The organism is Verrucomicrobiota bacterium (assembly GCA_016200005.1).
Taxonomy (GTDB): Bacteria; Verrucomicrobiota; Verrucomicrobiia; order Limisphaerales; family PALSA-1396; genus PALSA-1396.
The window spans coordinates 1-15,686 of sequence record JACQFP010000042.1; the positions used below are offsets into that span (position 1 = coordinate 1).

Annotated in this window: 12 protein-coding genes; 4 read left to right on the forward strand and 8 right to left on the reverse strand. The window is 56.8% G+C overall.

Features of this window, described 5'->3' with window-relative positions; genetic code table 11:
* The 5 genes from HY298_14875 to HY298_14895 form a co-directional block, all read right to left on the reverse strand.
* Positions 1 to 2,671: hypothetical protein (locus tag HY298_14875; GenBank protein ID MBI3851539.1), on the reverse strand; the 2,671-nt coding region annotated here is incomplete at its 3' end.
* Between the two features lie 271 nt (positions 2,672 to 2,942).
* The gene (locus HY298_14880) at positions 2,943 to 4,355 is read right to left on the reverse strand and encodes an ATP-binding protein (GenBank protein ID MBI3851540.1); all 1,413 of its coding nucleotides are present in this window, start codon (positions 4,353 to 4,355) and stop codon (positions 2,943 to 2,945) included.
* Positions 4,336 to 5,010, reverse strand: a complete 675-nt coding sequence (locus tag HY298_14885) for a response regulator transcription factor (protein ID MBI3851541.1) — start codon at positions 5,008 to 5,010, stop codon at positions 4,336 to 4,338. Before HY298_14885 ends, HY298_14880 begins: the two co-directional genes overlap by 20 nt.
* A gap of 154 nt (positions 5,011 to 5,164) precedes the next feature.
* Positions 5,165 to 6,700, reverse strand: a complete 1,536-nt coding sequence (locus HY298_14890; GenBank protein MBI3851542.1) for a DegQ family serine endoprotease — start codon at positions 6,698 to 6,700, stop codon at positions 5,165 to 5,167.
* Between the two features lie 331 nt (positions 6,701 to 7,031).
* Positions 7,032 to 8,048, reverse strand: coding sequence for an MBL fold metallo-hydrolase (locus tag HY298_14895; protein ID MBI3851543.1), 1,017 nt, complete (start codon positions 8,046 to 8,048; stop codon positions 7,032 to 7,034).
* A gap of 226 nt (positions 8,049 to 8,274) precedes the next feature.
* Between HY298_14895 and HY298_14900 the strand changes: the two genes are divergently transcribed.
* Positions 8,275 to 9,141 (forward strand): prepilin-type N-terminal cleavage/methylation domain-containing protein, encoded by an 867-nt coding sequence (locus tag HY298_14900; protein MBI3851544.1) that lies wholly within the window; start codon positions 8,275 to 8,277, stop codon positions 9,139 to 9,141.
* 65 nt (positions 9,142 to 9,206) lie between these two features.
* Here the strand turns inward: HY298_14900 and HY298_14905 are convergent, their stop codons facing one another.
* The 3 genes from HY298_14905 to HY298_14915 are packed head-to-tail and all read right to left on the reverse strand — an operon-like array spanning position 9,207 to position 12,708.
* The gene (locus HY298_14905) at positions 9,207 to 10,622 is read right to left on the reverse strand and encodes an amidohydrolase family protein (GenBank protein ID MBI3851545.1); all 1,416 of its coding nucleotides are present in this window, start codon (positions 10,620 to 10,622) and stop codon (positions 9,207 to 9,209) included.
* 24 nt (positions 10,623 to 10,646) lie between these two features.
* The gene (locus HY298_14910) at positions 10,647 to 11,465 is read right to left on the reverse strand and encodes a DUF3445 domain-containing protein (protein ID MBI3851546.1); all 819 of its coding nucleotides are present in this window, start codon (positions 11,463 to 11,465) and stop codon (positions 10,647 to 10,649) included.
* Positions 11,466 to 11,478: 13 nt separating this feature from the next.
* On the reverse strand, positions 11,479 to 12,708 hold the full coding sequence (locus HY298_14915) for a Gfo/Idh/MocA family oxidoreductase (protein MBI3851547.1): 1,230 nt from the start codon (positions 12,706 to 12,708) through the stop codon (positions 11,479 to 11,481).
* Positions 12,709 to 12,853: 145 nt separating this feature from the next.
* Here HY298_14915 and HY298_14920 point away from each other — a divergent pair, with 145 nt between their 5' ends.
* The 3 genes from HY298_14920 (at position 12,854) to pgl (ending at position 15,539) form a co-directional block, all read left to right on the forward strand.
* Positions 12,854 to 13,042 (forward strand): hypothetical protein, encoded by a 189-nt coding sequence (locus HY298_14920; GenBank protein ID MBI3851548.1) that lies wholly within the window; start codon positions 12,854 to 12,856, stop codon positions 13,040 to 13,042.
* A gap of 139 nt (positions 13,043 to 13,181) precedes the next feature.
* A complete protein-coding gene (gene zwf / locus HY298_14925) occupies positions 13,182 to 14,744 on the forward strand; it encodes a glucose-6-phosphate dehydrogenase (GenBank protein ID MBI3851549.1) in 1,563 nt (520 codons plus the stop codon).
* Between the two features lie 72 nt (positions 14,745 to 14,816).
* Positions 14,817 to 15,539 carry a 6-phosphogluconolactonase gene (gene pgl, locus HY298_14930; protein ID MBI3851550.1) on the forward strand — a complete coding sequence of 241 codons (723 nt, stop codon included), beginning with the start codon at positions 14,817 to 14,819 and terminating at the stop codon, positions 15,537 to 15,539.
* Positions 15,540 to 15,686: the final 147 nt, after the last annotated feature.

Sequence of the window (15,686 nt, forward strand, 5' to 3'; positions counted from 1 at the left end):
CCCCGATGGAGACATTTACTACCTCCGCCACGCTCCAGACCCAGAAGCCAAACCCATCGTTCTGCTCCATTGCCCAGTGTTCTGAATCCATTCCAACTTTGATCGCACACTCTTTTCCAACTTTGTTTGCTACACGACATCCCGCATACAGGTTCGTGCCGGATGCCGCTAGCGCATAGACAGTTCGGTTCACCCCTGAAGCCAAGGCAGACCAAGTACGCCCGTCCCATTTCGCAATATTAGTAGCTGCTGTCCCGCCCGCCGTGGAAAACAATCCTCCCGCATATAGATTCGTCCCGGAAACCGCAAGGGCACCCACATAGTTATTCATCCCCAAACCCAAGGCCGACCACGCGCTCCCATCCCATTTGGCAATCCGGTTGGCCGCCACCCCGCCCGCATTGGTGAAACTGCCTCCCGCATACAGGTTCGTGCCGGACACTGCCAGCGCATAGACAGAATCGTTGACGCCCGACCCCAAAGCCGACCACACGCTGCCGTCCCATTTGGCAATTCGGTCTACTGTCATTCCTCCAACCGTTGTGAAATAGCCGCCAACATACAGGTTGCTGCTGGACGCGGCTACTGCAAAGACGGACGGGAATTGCACCCCTCCCATCCCCGACCCTAATGCTGACCACGTAATCCCGTCCCACTTGGCGATCCGGTTGGCCGTGATTCCGCTTGCCATATAGAAAAAGCCTCCCGCATATAAGTCAGTGCCGGACACCGCTAACGCATAGACCTGATTGTTCACTCCTGAACCCACATTTGACCAGGCAGTCCCGTCCCACTTGGCTATCCAGTTGACTGTCGTCCCGCCCGCCGTGGTGAAATCTCCTCCGGCATAGAGGTTCGTGCCGGACACCGCCAAAGCATAGACAGTGGAGCCTGCACCCGATCCCAAGGCTGACCATGAGTTTCCATCCCATCTGGCAATATTATTGGCCGCCACTCCACCCGCAGTGTCGAACCTGCCTCCCGCAATCAAATTCGTACCGGACACCGTCAGTGCCTTGACGTAACCGAAGAAACTCCCAATTCCGGAACCCAAGGCAGACCACGCGCTCCCGTTCCATCTGGCAATCCGGTTGGCGGGAAGTCCGCCAGCCGTCGTGAAATAACCTCCCACGAAAAGATTCGTGCCGCTCACGGCGAGCGCATAGACGCCCGGAGATTGCACTCCTCCCAGCCCTGAACCCAACGACGACCATGTACTCCCGTCCCATTTGGCTATGCCCATCACCGTCACCCCGCCCGCCATGCTGAAATCACCTCCCACATAGAAGTTCGTGCCGGACACCGCCAACGCACGGACGTAGTTGTTCACGCCCGACCCCAATGCCGACCACATACTCCCGTTCCATTTGGCCACGTTCGTCGCTGCAATCCCCCCCGCCATCGTAAACCTGCCTCCCGCGTACAGATCCATGCCCGACACTGCTAGGGCGGTGACGTCCGCGTAGTCTGATCCTTCCAATCCAGAACCCAAGGCTGACCATGCAGTGCCATTCCATCGAGCCACACGATTCGCTTTCACCTCGCCAGCGATGGTAAAGCTGCCGCCAATGTAAAGATTGCCGGCACCGTCAACCACCACGGCATTCACAATACCATCGGCCCCTGGCAATCCTCCCATGCTGACCCAGTCCGCGTCGCTGAACGTGGGGTCAATCCGCACGGGATAAACTGCCGAAGCATCGTCCACCACCACGGCTAGCCGGGTAGCGGCAGGCGTCCCCGCCTGCCGTAGAGCCGAGGCTTCCAGCTCGGCGGATTCTGCTGTGTCCTGGAAATTGTGCGTTGGAAAAGTTGCAGGCGATGTCCGGGCGGCAGGATGCACGCCCTCCACGTCAGGCAGGATGCCCGACGCTACTTCCATCCGCGCTGGCAACTCGCGTCCCGTCGCATCCACCGCGCGGAGACGGTTGTAGGCAAGCTCTCGTCCGGAGCCGTCCAGCACCAGTCTTGCCCCGTGAGATAACAGGTCCTTTTGTTCCGCCGCTGTCCCGCCTGCCGAATATCTCACGGGGCGAGCGCCATTGACCAGCGGCTCAGCCTTTGCGCCGGTCACGTCCAGTTCCACGCGCAGCTCGCCTTCCCCTTCAGGCCGTTGTTCCACGATAAAATCCTGGCGCACGCCGTCAACGCTTACCGAGTATTCCTCCGTCAAGCCGGGCCGGATGAACCGGGCGATCGAACCGTCCACCGTCACGTCACCGGCGCAAATCAGCGGACCCCTCACCCCGTCCCTCTCCCCATCGGATGGGGAGAGGGTGGCCGAAGGCCGGGTGAGGGGATTGCTAACACCAAAAACAAAATCTTCAACCGGCGCGCACGGAGTGGCGCGCCCTACCTGGACGGCCACCACGCGGAAGGGTTCGCCGGCAGAATTGTCCGCAGTGGAACTGAGCCAGAGACCGTCGCGGGTCACCGTGCCTTCGAGTCCTTGGAAGGCGCAGCGCAGTTGCGCACCGTCCGGCGTGGCGCTGACTGACAGGCCGTCGCCCTGATACTGTTTTGTCGCCACGGCACCGAGTTGGTCCATGGGGATCGGCGTGGACTGGCGAGCGGCGAGAGGAGTGTCAATGGGCGATTGCGCGCCGATGGGCAGGGCCGTGAGGATGGCGACCACGGCGAGGTTGAACCCGTGGAAAATGATGGCCCTCATCAGCGGCTTGTCCGGTTGTGGATTGTGTCCTTTGAATTTTCGTTCCAAGTGTATGCGGTGAAGCTATCACCGCCGGAGGCGGAAAGTCAAGATCGCGGCTGGGTGGGGACGGCGACTGGAAGTGGCGGTCAATGCGCTGGTGGAAAAGCGGCAGAAGACTGCCGCACTCCACGACGCTTCGCGCGGTTCATGCGTCGCAGGCAATCGCTTTGGGTCTTGGAGTGCGGCAGTCCTTTGCCGCTATTGGCTGCGACCTAGATTGCGAAGGCTTTCAAGTCTTCGGGGTTTGCGTGGCGGGGAGCAGGATTGTGAATGTCGAACCTTTCTCCGGCTCGCTCGATACCTCGACGGAACCGCGATGCGCCTGTACAACGGCTTTGACAAGGCTCAAACCGAGGCCAAGCCCTTTTTCATTCCTGCTTTTGTCGCCACGATAAAGCCGGTCCCAAATTCGCGGCAACTCTTCTGCCGAAATTCCCAGGCCGGTATCTTTGACGCTGATGATGATTTGTCCGTTCTTTTGAGCGGCCACGATCTCCACTTTTCCGCCAGCCGCCGTGTATTTGATGGCGTTGTCGATGAGATTGGCGAGCGCCTGTTGAATGCGATTGCGATCGGCCTGAAGCGTCAGGTTCGCGGGCGCATTGGCGGTGAGGGAAATCTTTTTGTCCTCGGCAACGATTTGATAAAGCTCGATGACGTTGCTGATCAAGGCCGGCAAATTGATGTCCGTGATGTCGAGCTTCATGGTGCCGGTTTCGGCTTCCGAGATGTCCATCAAGGTTTTCAGCATTGTCAGGACGCGCTCGGATTCTTCCATTGAATCGGCCAGCGCTTCGCGGCAGGCTTCAGGATTGCCAGAACTCTGCAAGGCAAGTTCGGCCGTGCCGCGCAACCGCGCCATCGGCGTGCGCAAATCATGGGCGACATTGTCCAGCGCCTCTCTCATGCCGCGAATGAGCGCTTCATTTTTTTCCAGCATTCGATTGAACAAATTGACGAGTTCATCGAGTTCATCATGGTTCTTGCGCGCTGGCACGCGGGCGTCCATCCGTCCAGTCTCAATGATGGAACGGACGGTTCGAATCAAGTGCCGGATGGGTAACAGCGCGCGTCGCGTCAAGAAAGCGCCGCCAGTGAAGCCCAAAACGATGACCGCGATCATGACGGTGGCAAATACGACGCGGAAATGGGCCAGCAGTTCTTCGGCGTTCTCCGTGCTCTTGCCGACTTGCAACACGCGGCCGTCACTCAACGCGGCCGAAGCGAACATCCAGACCTTTTGATTGTTCTTGCCGGTCAGCGAAAACCACGGCTGCCGTTCCTCGACGCCGATCAACTCGACTTTTTTCAAATCAAAGTCGCGCCATTCTTCCGGGACGCTGACGAAGAGCGCATTGTTGCGCGCGCCGACGATGCGCACAAAAAAAGCGTTCCGTCCGCTGTTCGGCGTGTTGAAAAACCTTTCGCTCAGTCCGCTCAGCCCGCCGCCTTCATACCAGGCGCGGTATTCCGCCAGCTTGGCGCGAATGACTTCCCTTTCCTTCTGCTGAATCGACGAGGAGAGAATGAAATAGGCCAGCACAAACAGGGCGCAGGCGGTGAAAATAAAAAATGCCGAATACCAGAAATTCAACCGCAGGCTGAAGCTGCCGCTGGCGCGTTCAATTGGTTTTGAGGACATAGCCGACTCCGCGCAGGGTATGAATCAACTTTTTCTCGAAGTCCCGGTCCACTTTGTTGCGCACGCGGCAGACCACCACGTCCACGACGTTGGTCTGCGGATCGAAGCTGTAGTCCCAGACATGTTCGAGGATCATCGTCTTGGAAACCACTTTGCCGGCGTTGCGCATCAGGTATTCGAGCAAGGAAAACTCCCGCGCCTGCAACTCGATATTTTGGTTCGCCCGCGTCACTTCACGTGTCACGAGGTTCATGCTCAGGTCGCCGACGGTCAATGTCGTCGGCTCGGTTGCGCTGGTGGAACGGCGAATCAACGCCTGCACGCGCGCCAGCAGTTCGCTGAAGGCAAACGGCTTTACCAGGTAATCATCGCCGCCACTTTGCAAACCCTTGATGCGGTCGTCCACCGAAGCCTTGGCGCTCAGGATCAGAACGGGCAGGTTGATTTTTTTGCGGCGCAGTTCCTGCACAACGCTCAAGCCGTCCCGCTTGGGCAGCATGATGTCGATCACCGCCGCGTCGTACGGCGTGGACAGCGCCAGGTGCAGGCCCTCGTCGCCGTCGGGCGCGTGATCGACGGCAAAGCCGCTTTGCTTCAGCCCCTTGGTGACAAACGAGGCGATCTTCCGATCATCTTCAATGACCAATACGCGCATGAGGCAGACTTGGTTGCCGTCGCCGCGGGTTGGCGCCACAAGCACACTGCTCCCGTTGCGGTCGGCTTCCATAAGTCTGCCATGATTCGAGTTGCTGGTCACAAAGAAAAAGTTTTCCTGAAATCGACTTCGGGAAAACTTTGCGGTGGCCAAGTTACTTCTCTTTGCTCTCGTCCACGATGATGAATCGGCTGCCACCCTTGCTCCAAACCCGCACGAGCACCTTCTTCACCTTGATGTGCTTGCTGACTTCCACAGCTTCTTCCGCGTTCTTGACCGATTTGTGATCGACCTCCTGAATTACATCGCCTTCGCGCAAGCCAGCTTCAAAGGAAGCAGAATTTGGGTCCACGTTCGTGATCAGCGCCCCACTCACACTGGCGGGGATTTTTAATTGGCTGCGCGCCGCCGCGTCAATGTCGCCGACCTCAACGCCGTTGAGCGCATCGCTCTCCTTTTCACTGGGTTCGCGAGTGCCAGCGGCGGCTTTTTCTTCCGCCATTTCCTTCAGCGTAACTTTGAAGGTCTTTTCTTTCCCGTCGCGAAGCACCTTGACATCGACTTTCTTGCCGGGCGGGGTCTGGCCAACCATCAACTTCAAAGTCCGGTGGTCTTGAACGGCCTTGCCGTCAAACTCAATGATCACGTCCCCGTATTTCAATCCGGCTTCCGCAGCGGCGCTACGTTCCATGACTTCCCCAACCAGCGCTCCGCCAGAGTCGGGCACTTTGAATTCCTTCGCGAGTTCCGGCGTTAATTCCTGAAGCATTACCCCCAAATAACCGCGCACCACTTTGCCTCCGTGGATGAGTTGATCCATGACGCTGCGCACCAAGTTTACCGGAATGGCGAACCCGACACCCATGTTGCCGCCACTGCGACTGTAGATGGCGGTGTTGACGCCAACCAACCGGCCTTCCGCATCCACCAACGCGCCGCCGGAGTTTCCCGGATTGATCGCGGCGTCGGTTTGAATGAAGTCTTCGTAGTCTTCGATGCCCATGCCGCCGCGACCGGTGGCGCTGACGATCCCCATTGTGACGGTCTGGCCGATGCCGAAGGGATTGCCAATGGCCAGCACCACATCGCCGACTTCAATCTTGTCACTGTCGGCAAACGTAACGAACGGCAGGTCTTTCGCGTCGATCTTCAGCACGGCGACGTCCGTCTTAGGATCACGGCCGACAACTTTTGCACTGTATTCCTGTTTGGATTTTTCCTGGGTCACCTTGATTTCATCGGCGCCGTCCACAACGTGATTGTTCGTCAGGATATAGCCGTCCTTGGTGACAATGACGCCGGAGCCGAGGCTGCGTTCCTTGAAGGTTCGCGGCTGCTGTGGCTGTTGTCGCCGTCGCGGCTGGTTCTCATCAAACTGGTCGCCAAAGAACCTCCGGAAAAACGGGTCGCCAAAAAACGGAAGCATTTCCGGGGATGGATTCTTCACCGTCTTGGTCGTGAACACATTCACGACACTCGGCGCGACCTTTTTCACCACGGGCGAAAAACTCGTGGTCATTTTGTTTTCGCGCGTTACCGGCGATTCATTAACGACGATGGGCACCGTCGTCTTGGCCGATTTCCCGCCGGACGATTTTTCAAATGCCAGGGTGGTTGTGACCCAGGTCAGCGCGCCGCCCATCAACGCCACCAGACCAATGGCTCCAATTCTTTTCCATGCAGTTTTCATAATTATGCCTTTCTCAAATGTGATCGAAACGCGCGGTGGCAGCCGACTTTTCGAAGTCAGCCACCGCGACATTCCTGATCTATTTCAAAATCATCGTTCTTTTGTTTAACTGTTCGAGAGGGATTCATCCAAACCCCAGTCGCTACATAGACAACTTGACATAGGCATTTTGCTCAGAGATTTCTCGAACATTACAAATTGTTAATGTTGGAAGCGGAAAAAAGCGGTCGGAGGCCTCGAACTCTCCAAAAGATGCTAGGGCGCTTTCTCCGAAAGCGCCGCGCGGCCGGCTCGGAGAGCCGGCCCTACCGGTCTGTCATGCCAGCCATCATCACTTGCTTTGGACCAACTCTTTGCCGTGATCGCGGGCGTGTTGCTGGTGATCGTCAACGGCTGCAGTCTGAGGTTGAAACGGTTTGCCGCCCATTTCGACGTACACCTTCTCGACCTGGGCCGGAAAGAAATCGCCGACATAATGCGCAATCGGTTTTTGTTTCAGCAGAGCGGCCTTGATGTCATCCACCGCTGCCTTTACTTCTTCCGGCTTCTTGCTCGCGTACTTGCTGACCTGTTTCCGTAATTCAACAAAAAACTTCTGTTGGTCTTCGAGAACTTGACCTGTGCCCATGGGACCGTGCCCTGGGCAAATCGTTTTGGCGCCGAGTTTCTTGGCGGCGGCCAGAGTCTTGACCCATTGCTCCGCGTTGCCGTCGTTCATGTAGTTGTATGGGCCGTTCACGCAGGCGTCGCCGGTGAACAGGATTTTTTCCTTGGGCAACCACGCGAAGCCGTCGCCGTGCGTGTGCGCCACGCCGAAGTAATGCAACTCCACGCGATGTTTGCCGTCGTCGAAGATCATGTCCTTGTCGTAAAGCAGCGAGGGTGGTTTCAATTTGCTCGCGGCGACATCCTTGCGGCCCTTGGCGGCGTCTTCCCAGCGACCCGGCTTGCCGCCGTAATAGCCGGTTTCATACTTCTTCATCTCGTCAATGACGCCGACGTGTGCGACCGGCACCGCGCCGTTGTCCACCCAGACTTGATTGCCGTAGGCGTGGTCGCCGTGATGATGCGTATCGAAGGCGAAACGAATCGGCTTGTCCGTGATGGCCTTGATCTTGGGAATGATCTCTTGCGCGCCGGACGGGAAATTGCCGTCGATGACCAGCACATAATCTTCAAAAACAATCCAGCCATTGTTGCAATGACCGTGGCCTTGGAGGTCGCCTTCATGGAAATAAACGTCCGGCGCGATTTGCTCCGCCTTGTTCACTTCGGCAGTGGAAAGGACGGGCGATAACAAAAGTGCCGCGAGGGAAGGAAGCCAAGCTGTTGAATTGGGAGAGTTCATGGCGGGATGGTGACAAAATATTTTCTCCGGTCAAATGAGAAAGGTGCAGCGTTGAGCTTGCCTACCCTGACCTTGTTTCAAGATGGCGTATTCGACTCAACCTTCTGCGTGACATTTCGCGGGCGGGGTGGTCTATTTCTTATAGCAAGACCGAGTTCAGCAACCGCGTTTTTTACAAAGCAAGTAAAGGTCAGTTTTGGAGAGTTTTGTTCGAAAGTCATGAGTTATGACGAAACTGTGCAATAGCCTCGTTCAAGCGAAGGAAAGTAATTCCCGAGGTCGCGCTTTCACACTTATCGAACTCTTGGTGGTTATCGCCATCCTTGGCATCCTGGCCGGCTTGCTGCTTCCGGCACTTTCCTATGCCAAGGCGCACGCGCGCTCGACCGCCTGCAAAAACCACCTTCGGCAAATGGGGATTGCTCTGCAAATGTACGTGCATGAGAACGGGAGTAAATATCCGTATGGGGTGAACCCTTATGCTCCCGAATTTGACGACGCAGTTGGAGTTGCGAACACGCGGTATTGGTGGGCGAAGCTTCTGCCTTACTACCCGGTGAAGTGGACGGTCGCGAAATACCACTGTCCAGGATACAAAGGGGCAATAGTGGGAGAGGTCGGCAGTCGTCCTCCCTTTGGTGCCTACGCATACAATCAGAGGGGAGTTCGACCACCTGTCTCCGGTCATCAGAATCCTAATCTTGGTATTAATATTCGTTTTCCCGACGACCAATTCGGTTTGGGACCAACCTATCACAAATCGTCGCCGTTTCGGGCAGTTTCTGAAAGTCAAATAAAGGTGCCTAGCGAGATGTTGGCCATTTGTGAATCCAGGTTCTTAAACGCGAAGGTAAATGGCTATCCAGGCGGAGAGTGCGACACGCAATGCGGATTCTTGAGGTTTCCTTACAACGGCGCGGGAAACGAATTCGCTTTTGGCGAAGAACGACACGGGAAGAATTACAATCAACTGTTCTGCGATGGACACGTTGCGGCCATGAATCCGTGGGTTTTGTTCAATCCCACGAATACCGCGCCGATGTGGAACTACGACCATCAGCCGCATCCAGAACTGTGGATGCCGGACTACTAACCTTGCTCAGAGTAAGTACCGGACTGCAGGGCGTGACTGAGCCATTGGAGTTGAAACCAACAAGCTCACTTCACCTCGTTGCCAAATTCTGAGGGCGGTTCGAGTTTGCCCTTGTGTTTCCAGAGACGGTCGTTGAGTTGCGGAAATAATTTCAGTGCGTTGTCGCGGAGAATTTGTTTGCCAATCTTCAGCGCGAACTCCTCTTTGAGATCGCCGCTCGTAATTTTTTCGGCCAGCACTTCTGCCAGACAACGGCGCGTCATTTCAGTGGCGCCGTAAATGCCCTCGGCGTGATTGCAGTCTGCTCCCCATAAGATGTGGTCGGACGGCATCACTTCAAGCCATTCGTGGTAAGCGCGTTTGGCCATCGTGTAGCTGAGCGTCGGCATCCAGACCGAATCAATCCAGACATGCGAACCGTGACGCATCCCAATCGCGCCCGTCTCGCCAATCCACGGATAACCGCCGTGAAACAGAATGAACTTGGTTCTTGGATTGGACGTGATGAGGTCGAGCAGCAACATCGGGTTCGAGCCGGCCAGCCGGCCGTGTCCGGTGTGAATTTGAAATGGCAGCTCGTACCTGGCACTGAACTCAACCAGCCGCCACATGATGAAGTCTTCAAAGTCTTTGATTTCCCTGGCTGTGAGTTCACTGCGCGGCCGACCAAAAGTTTTCTCGGCGATTTCCTTTGGCACGTTTTCAAAAAGCAGCGTTCGCTCGTAGGCCAACGTCGTTTTCAGGCAGATTGCGCCCGCGGCTTTGGCCTTCTGAAACAACTGATCAAGAGCGTTCAAGTAGTCGTCGAGCGATTTGATCTCCAGACCGGCTTCTTTGGCAAAGTAGTACGGGCTGTCCCACGGATTCTTGTCGCTGTATTCGGTAGGATGGAAACCGCGCACAAGCGTCGTAACATTGAACACCAGCACTTCAAACGGATAGTAGGTCTTGAGTTTCAACCTCGCCCAGTAAGGATCGTTGACCATGAGTTCGATGTTCGCCCGCTCGGTGACAACGTGGTAAATCCATTTCTGGTCCTGATAGTTCTTGAAGATGCGCTCATTCAACTTGCGGGCCTGCGCGTCAGTGATGGTGTCGAAGTCAACGCCGTAGAGGTCTTGAAAGGCGGGGAGTTGGTAGCGATAAACGCTCGTCGCGCGGGCATTAGTAAAATCGTTTTTGGCTTTGTCCCACCACTCGTCGAACGAACCGCCGGATTTCCACGGCGTGAGCGGATTGAAACCCGTGAAATAACTGTTGCGCCAAATGCCAGAGAGATTCATCCCGCGACCGTGGTCCGTCTCAACGTATCCCGGCAATGTTTCGAGCGGGAAAAGATGATCGTGCGTGTCGATGGCGGGAATGGAATCAAGATACGCCTTGACGCGTTTATAGCTCGCCGTTTTGCGCGTGGCTTCAGCTTGAACGAAGTTAGATGCGAGAAGACAAAACGTGAGGGTTGTGCAGAGAATAGGTTTCATAGGTCTCATGGTGGTTTCCAGTCATCAGGACTGCAATAATGCAATGATGGTTGAACGGGCCGTGGCGAGATTTTTGTATCGCGCCATCTCCTCCGGCATCGTTTGCAATACGCGGCTGAGTCGTTCTGCCACTGTTGAATCCTTCTTCAGCTCGGCGAGCGGGTGAATGGCGATCCGGATGCCGAATAGAATTCCCTGGTTTTGCGGCAATGCTACGAGCGCCTGATGTTCCACGCGCAACCAGATCTCTGTCAGACTCACGGAAGCATCGAAGCGCGGGAGTCGGCGTTCCGGATGTTGATTTAACTCCGGCGAACGGCTGAGCCCCCAGTTGGCGCGTTGCCAGGCGATGCCGGGTTTGATCTTGCTCAGAAATCCGTGGATTTGATTTCCGAGCTGCGAGTTCAAGCCGGGCACCACACCGTGAATGAATTCCAGCGGTCGGCCAATTTTTTCCGCCAGACTCCAGGAGGAGGGAAAGCAAACGCAGCCGGCCAGCAGATGAAAGCAGCCCTCGGCTTGCGGCTTCAAGAGGAGGAAATCCGGTTCGAGGGTTTCGCCCAGTGCGAGGCAGCGTTCCCAGGGAGAATTTGCTTCTTTCAATCGAGCAAGCGGAGCATCCGCTTGCCATAAGCACGCCCTCTCTATCGTTTCGTCCAGCAGCGGAATTCCTTCCGGCAAGAGTGCGGCGTAGGTCTGCGGCGCGGTTTGCAGCCAATGTCGCCGCTGTGAAATCAGTTCCTCATGGCGTTCCGTGGGTGCAAAGAATTCGGCGACGTTTCCGCGCTCGAAACGCATCTGCAGTCGATAATCTTCATCCGGAATTACATCAGCCAGATTCATCGCATCCGAAACTTCACGCCGCTTTAAGCGGATGTGACCGGTCGGTGAGCGGCATCGGCACGCGAGCGCCGCTGAGTCCGGCGTGATAGACTGCCATCACCATTTCCACAGCTTTCATTCCCGCGCGACCGCTGCAAACCGGTTCGCGATTCTTCTGGATGGCCTCAAGCCAATCGTCCACGACGCGTTGATTGGCCGGAATGAAACCGCGTTCTGCCTCATTGGCATTGAGCATGGGATCATTTTCCAGTCGCCGCCATTGATCAGTTTTACCCGATGTTTCCCATTTGCCCGGCTTCGACCAGTAAATTGTGGGACAAACATCGGCGAGAATGCGGACGCTGGCTTTACTGCCAATGATTTCAATTCCCCAGTGTCCGATGCTGTCTCGCAGTTTGGCTCGACTGGTGAAACTGGCAATGACGCCGTTGGCGAACGCGAACCGCGCTTCAATTTCGTCGCCGGCCACCGGCCCGATTTGCTCGGTGACCGTGCGCGCGTCCTGTCGCGTAATGTCACGTCCCTTCCACAACACGCGCGCCGCACACCACAGCGGTTCGCCGGCAAAGAACCGAATCAGGTCGAACAAATGTGTGCCCAACACCAACATGTCTTCGCCGCCGGCGCGCGCGTCCTGTTTTCCATAAGCACGAATCTGGAGCAGGTCGCCGATCAAGCCATTCTCCATCTCACGCTTTAGATGAAGGATGCTTGGCGCGAGACGCATTTGATGGGCGACGGCAATCTTCAACCCGGCTTTCTCGGCGAACACCAGCGAGTCATCCGCCTCCGCGAGCGTTTGAGTAAACGGCTTTTCCGAGTAAACGTGCGCGCCAACCTTGAGAGCTGCCATCGTCATTGCGTGATGTTGATCGGTCCACCGTGGCGCGACGGCCACCAGTTGCGGTTTCTCCTTTTCCAACATGAGGTGGTAATCGTCGTATTGACGAAGCGCTTTGCTTTTTTCCGCCGCCTTGGCGCGGCCCGATGGGTTCGGATCGGCCACGGCCACCACCTGAACGTTTGCGCTGTCGTTGAAAACAATGTCGAGCCCGTGGCCGTAATCTCCTTTACCAGTATGACCGATGACGGCGGCGCGCAACTTGTTGCCCGTTGCATCCGATGGCTCGGCACCAAAGAGGGTCTTGTCTGCGACCGTCACCGCACCAAGCATCAAACCTGACTGCTTCAGAAAAACCCGGCGGGAAAGCGGGGCGTTGGTTTTGTCTCTGCGGGTTGTCATGCGGCGTGAATAAACTCCACTCGCGCGACTGTCAACGGACGATTCACAAACCCGGGCGTGATTGCTGACGCGTGGTCGCCACCGGACACTAACTACCACCGAAGGCGTGGGGCACTTGGTTTGGAGTTCCGCCTTAGCCGTAACGATGCAGACCGAAGAACCCCTCACCCTGGCCCTCTCCCCGTCGGACGGGGAGAGGGAATATTTTCGCGCGTATGGACGACGCGCACCGTTGGGTGATTTGCCGCAACGTCGCCGCAGTTTCACCCTCTCCCCATCGGATGGGGAGAGGGCCGGGGTGAGGGGCGTGTTCAACTACATAGAGACGGCTTAGGCGGTCGGGGTGGGTGTTAATCCAAGGCCGCCTGAAGGCGGAATTCCAAACGGCGGAGGCGGCCGGTTGTGATCGCGTGCGGATTGGCCGTCATCATCGTGGTTGAAAAGGCGCGGGGCGTCCTTCATTGTCTTGACCCATGAATCACGTGGAACAGTTGGACGAATTGCTGACGTGCCGCCTGGACTTCGGGCGCAAAGCGGTCGAGCCGTGCACGATTGTGATTTTTGGCGCGAGCGGCGATTTGACCGCGCGCAAATTGATCCCTGCCTTTTATCATCTGTTTGGCGAGAAACAATTGCCGTCGCCCTTCCGCATCATTGGCTTTGCGCGTCGCTCGAAGACCGACGCCGAATGGCGCGTGGAATTGAAGACGGCGCTGGACAAGTTTTCCCGCACCCAACCGGTGAACGAGGAACAATGGTCGGCGTTTTCGGCAAACGTGTCCTATTGCCAGGGTGAATTCTCGGATCTCGCCGCCTACCAAAAGCTGGAGCAACAACTCACCGGGTTTTGCAACGAACCGCTGCGGCGCAACCTCGTTTTTTATCTGTCCACGTCGCCCAGCCAGTTCGCTGAAGTAGTCGAGCATTTGCACAACGCCGGTCTGTTGCAGAAGAAGGAAGCCGGCGGGTTCTGGCAACGGGTGGTGGTGGAAAAACCGTTTGGCCACGATCTGGCGTCGGCGAAGAAGTTGAATGCGGAACTGACCCGGTTCGCCCACGAAACCCAGATCTACCGCATTGATCATTATCTGGGCAAGGAGACGGTGCAGAACATTTTGATGTTCCGCTTTTCCAATTCGATTTTCGAGCAGCTCTGGAATCGCCAGTCGGTCGATCACGTGCAAATGACCGTCAGTGAAAAACTGGGCGTCGGCACGCGCGGCGGATATTATGAGGAAGCTGGCGCGTTGCGGGACATGGTGCAAAATCACATGTTGCAGGTGCTCGCGCTGATGGCCATGGAACCGCCGGTGTCGTTGGAGGCGGAGTCGGTGCGCGACGAAAAGGTCAAGCTGCTGAAATCAATCCGTTTGTTGCATCCCAGCCAGGTGGTGGGCGCCGTGGTGCGCGGTCAATACGCGGCGGGCGAAATCGATGGTCAGCCGCGCCCAGCCTATCGCCAGGAGACCAAAGTGAGTCCGAACTCGAACGTGGAAACGTTCGTGGCGCTGAAACTCTTCATCGACAACTGGCGCTGGTCGGGCGTGCCGTTTTATCTGCGGTTCGGAAAGAATCTGCCCCTCAGCGCGAGCGAAGTGCGCGTGCAGTTCCGTCCCACGCCGCACGTGCTGTTCGCCGCGCAATGCGGACCGAAACTGGACGCCAACGCGATCACGTTGCGGTTGCAACCGAACGAGGGCATCACGTTGCGCTTCAACGGCAAAATCCCCGGCACCAATCTTCAACTGCGCCCGGTGCGGATGCATTTCAGTTATGACGCGGAATTTGGCGCGTACACGCCTGAAGCGTATGAGCGGTTGCTGCTGGAAGTGTTGTCCGGCGACGGCACGCTGTTCATCCGTCGCGACGAAGTGGAAACGGCCTGGAGCATTGTGGACCCGATTCGGGAGGGTTGGGATGGCCAGCCGCTTACGGGACACGAGTTTTATTCTGCCGGCACCTGGGGGCCGGCGGCGGCCGACGAGTTGTTGACTGCTCGTGGACACGCGTGGCGTAATCCGCAACCGATTACCTGAGCAGGAGGAGAGCGTGAGAACTCGCCATCTGGAAGCCGAGTCCGCCTCCCGGCGTTGATAACCAATCTTCGCATGACAAACTTTGAGCTTTTTACTTTGCCGAACGCCGTCGCTTTAGCTCAAACGGTGGCGAGCGCCTGGATTTCGGAAGTGGAAACCGCAAGTCACGCCGGCGCGCCGCAATTCGTCGCATTGTCCGGCGGACGGATTGCGCGGCAGTTCTTTGCAGCGGTGGTCGAACTGGCCAAAGCCCGGAACGTTTCCTTCGCTCCCGTCCATTTTTTTTGGGCGGATGAACGGTGTGTTCCGCCGACGGATGCGGAAAGTAATTTCGCCATCGCCTATGACCACTTGCTGGATCCATTGAAGATTGCGTCTGGGCAGATTCATAGAATTCCAGGTGAACTAAATCCACAGAAGGCCGCTGTGACCGCCGCCGCGGAGTTGGGCCGGGTCGTGCCTGGCACCCAAAACGGGCAACCGACGCTCGACATTGTTTTCTTGGGCATGGGCGAGGATGGACACGTGGCGTCAATCTTCCCAGGCGAACCGGAAGGCGTCATCTTGGACAGGTCAATCTATCGTGCCGTCACCGCAACCAAGCCACCACCGCACCGCATAACGCTGGGTTACCGCATGATCGGGGCGGCGCGACAGGTCTGGGTGCTGGCTTCCGGTCCAGGCAAAGAGCAGGCGCTGCGCGAATCCCTCGCCACGGCGGGCCGAACGCCATTGGCGCGAGTGCTCAGGTTGCGTTCACACACGAAGGTTTTTTCGGATATCCCCATTCGCTAAAGGCGATTTTGCCTCTGTTTACGGGTGATTTCGGGGGGCTGAAAAAATTTGTGATTTTTTTGAACACATTGGGGGTTACAATCATCTATATTTCAGAGTTGGTACGCTGTCCGTTTAGGGTTGGCAGAGAGGTTATGCTGGTAATGA

Bases quoted from the DNA above. Each gene is read 5' to 3' on its own strand.
- HY298_14880 (MBI3851540.1), bottom strand. From the start codon at position 4,355: ATGTCCTCAAAACCAATTGAACGCGCCAGCGGCAGCTTCAGCCTGCGG.
- HY298_14885 (MBI3851541.1), bottom strand. From the start codon at position 5,010: ATGCGCGTATTGGTCATTGAAGATGATCGGAAGATCGCCTCGTTTGTC.
- HY298_14890 (MBI3851542.1), bottom strand. From the start codon at position 6,700: ATGAAAACTGCATGGAAAAGAATTGGAGCCATTGGTCTGGTGGCGTTG.
- HY298_14895 (MBI3851543.1), bottom strand. From the start codon at position 8,048: ATGAACTCTCCCAATTCAACAGCTTGGCTTCCTTCCCTCGCGGCACTT.
- HY298_14900 (MBI3851544.1), top strand. From the start codon at position 8,275: ATGACGAAACTGTGCAATAGCCTCGTTCAAGCGAAGGAAAGTAATTCC.
- HY298_14905 (MBI3851545.1), bottom strand. From the start codon at position 10,622: ATGAAACCTATTCTCTGCACAACCCTCACGTTTTGTCTTCTCGCATCT.
- HY298_14910 (MBI3851546.1), bottom strand. From the start codon at position 11,465: ATGAATCTGGCTGATGTAATTCCGGATGAAGATTATCGACTGCAGATG.
- HY298_14915 (MBI3851547.1), bottom strand. From the start codon at position 12,708: ATGACAACCCGCAGAGACAAAACCAACGCCCCGCTTTCCCGCCGGGTT.
- HY298_14920 (MBI3851548.1), top strand. From the start codon at position 12,854: ATGCAGACCGAAGAACCCCTCACCCTGGCCCTCTCCCCGTCGGACGGG.
- zwf (MBI3851549.1), top strand. From the start codon at position 13,182: ATGAATCACGTGGAACAGTTGGACGAATTGCTGACGTGCCGCCTGGAC.
- pgl (MBI3851550.1), top strand. From the start codon at position 14,817: ATGACAAACTTTGAGCTTTTTACTTTGCCGAACGCCGTCGCTTTAGCT.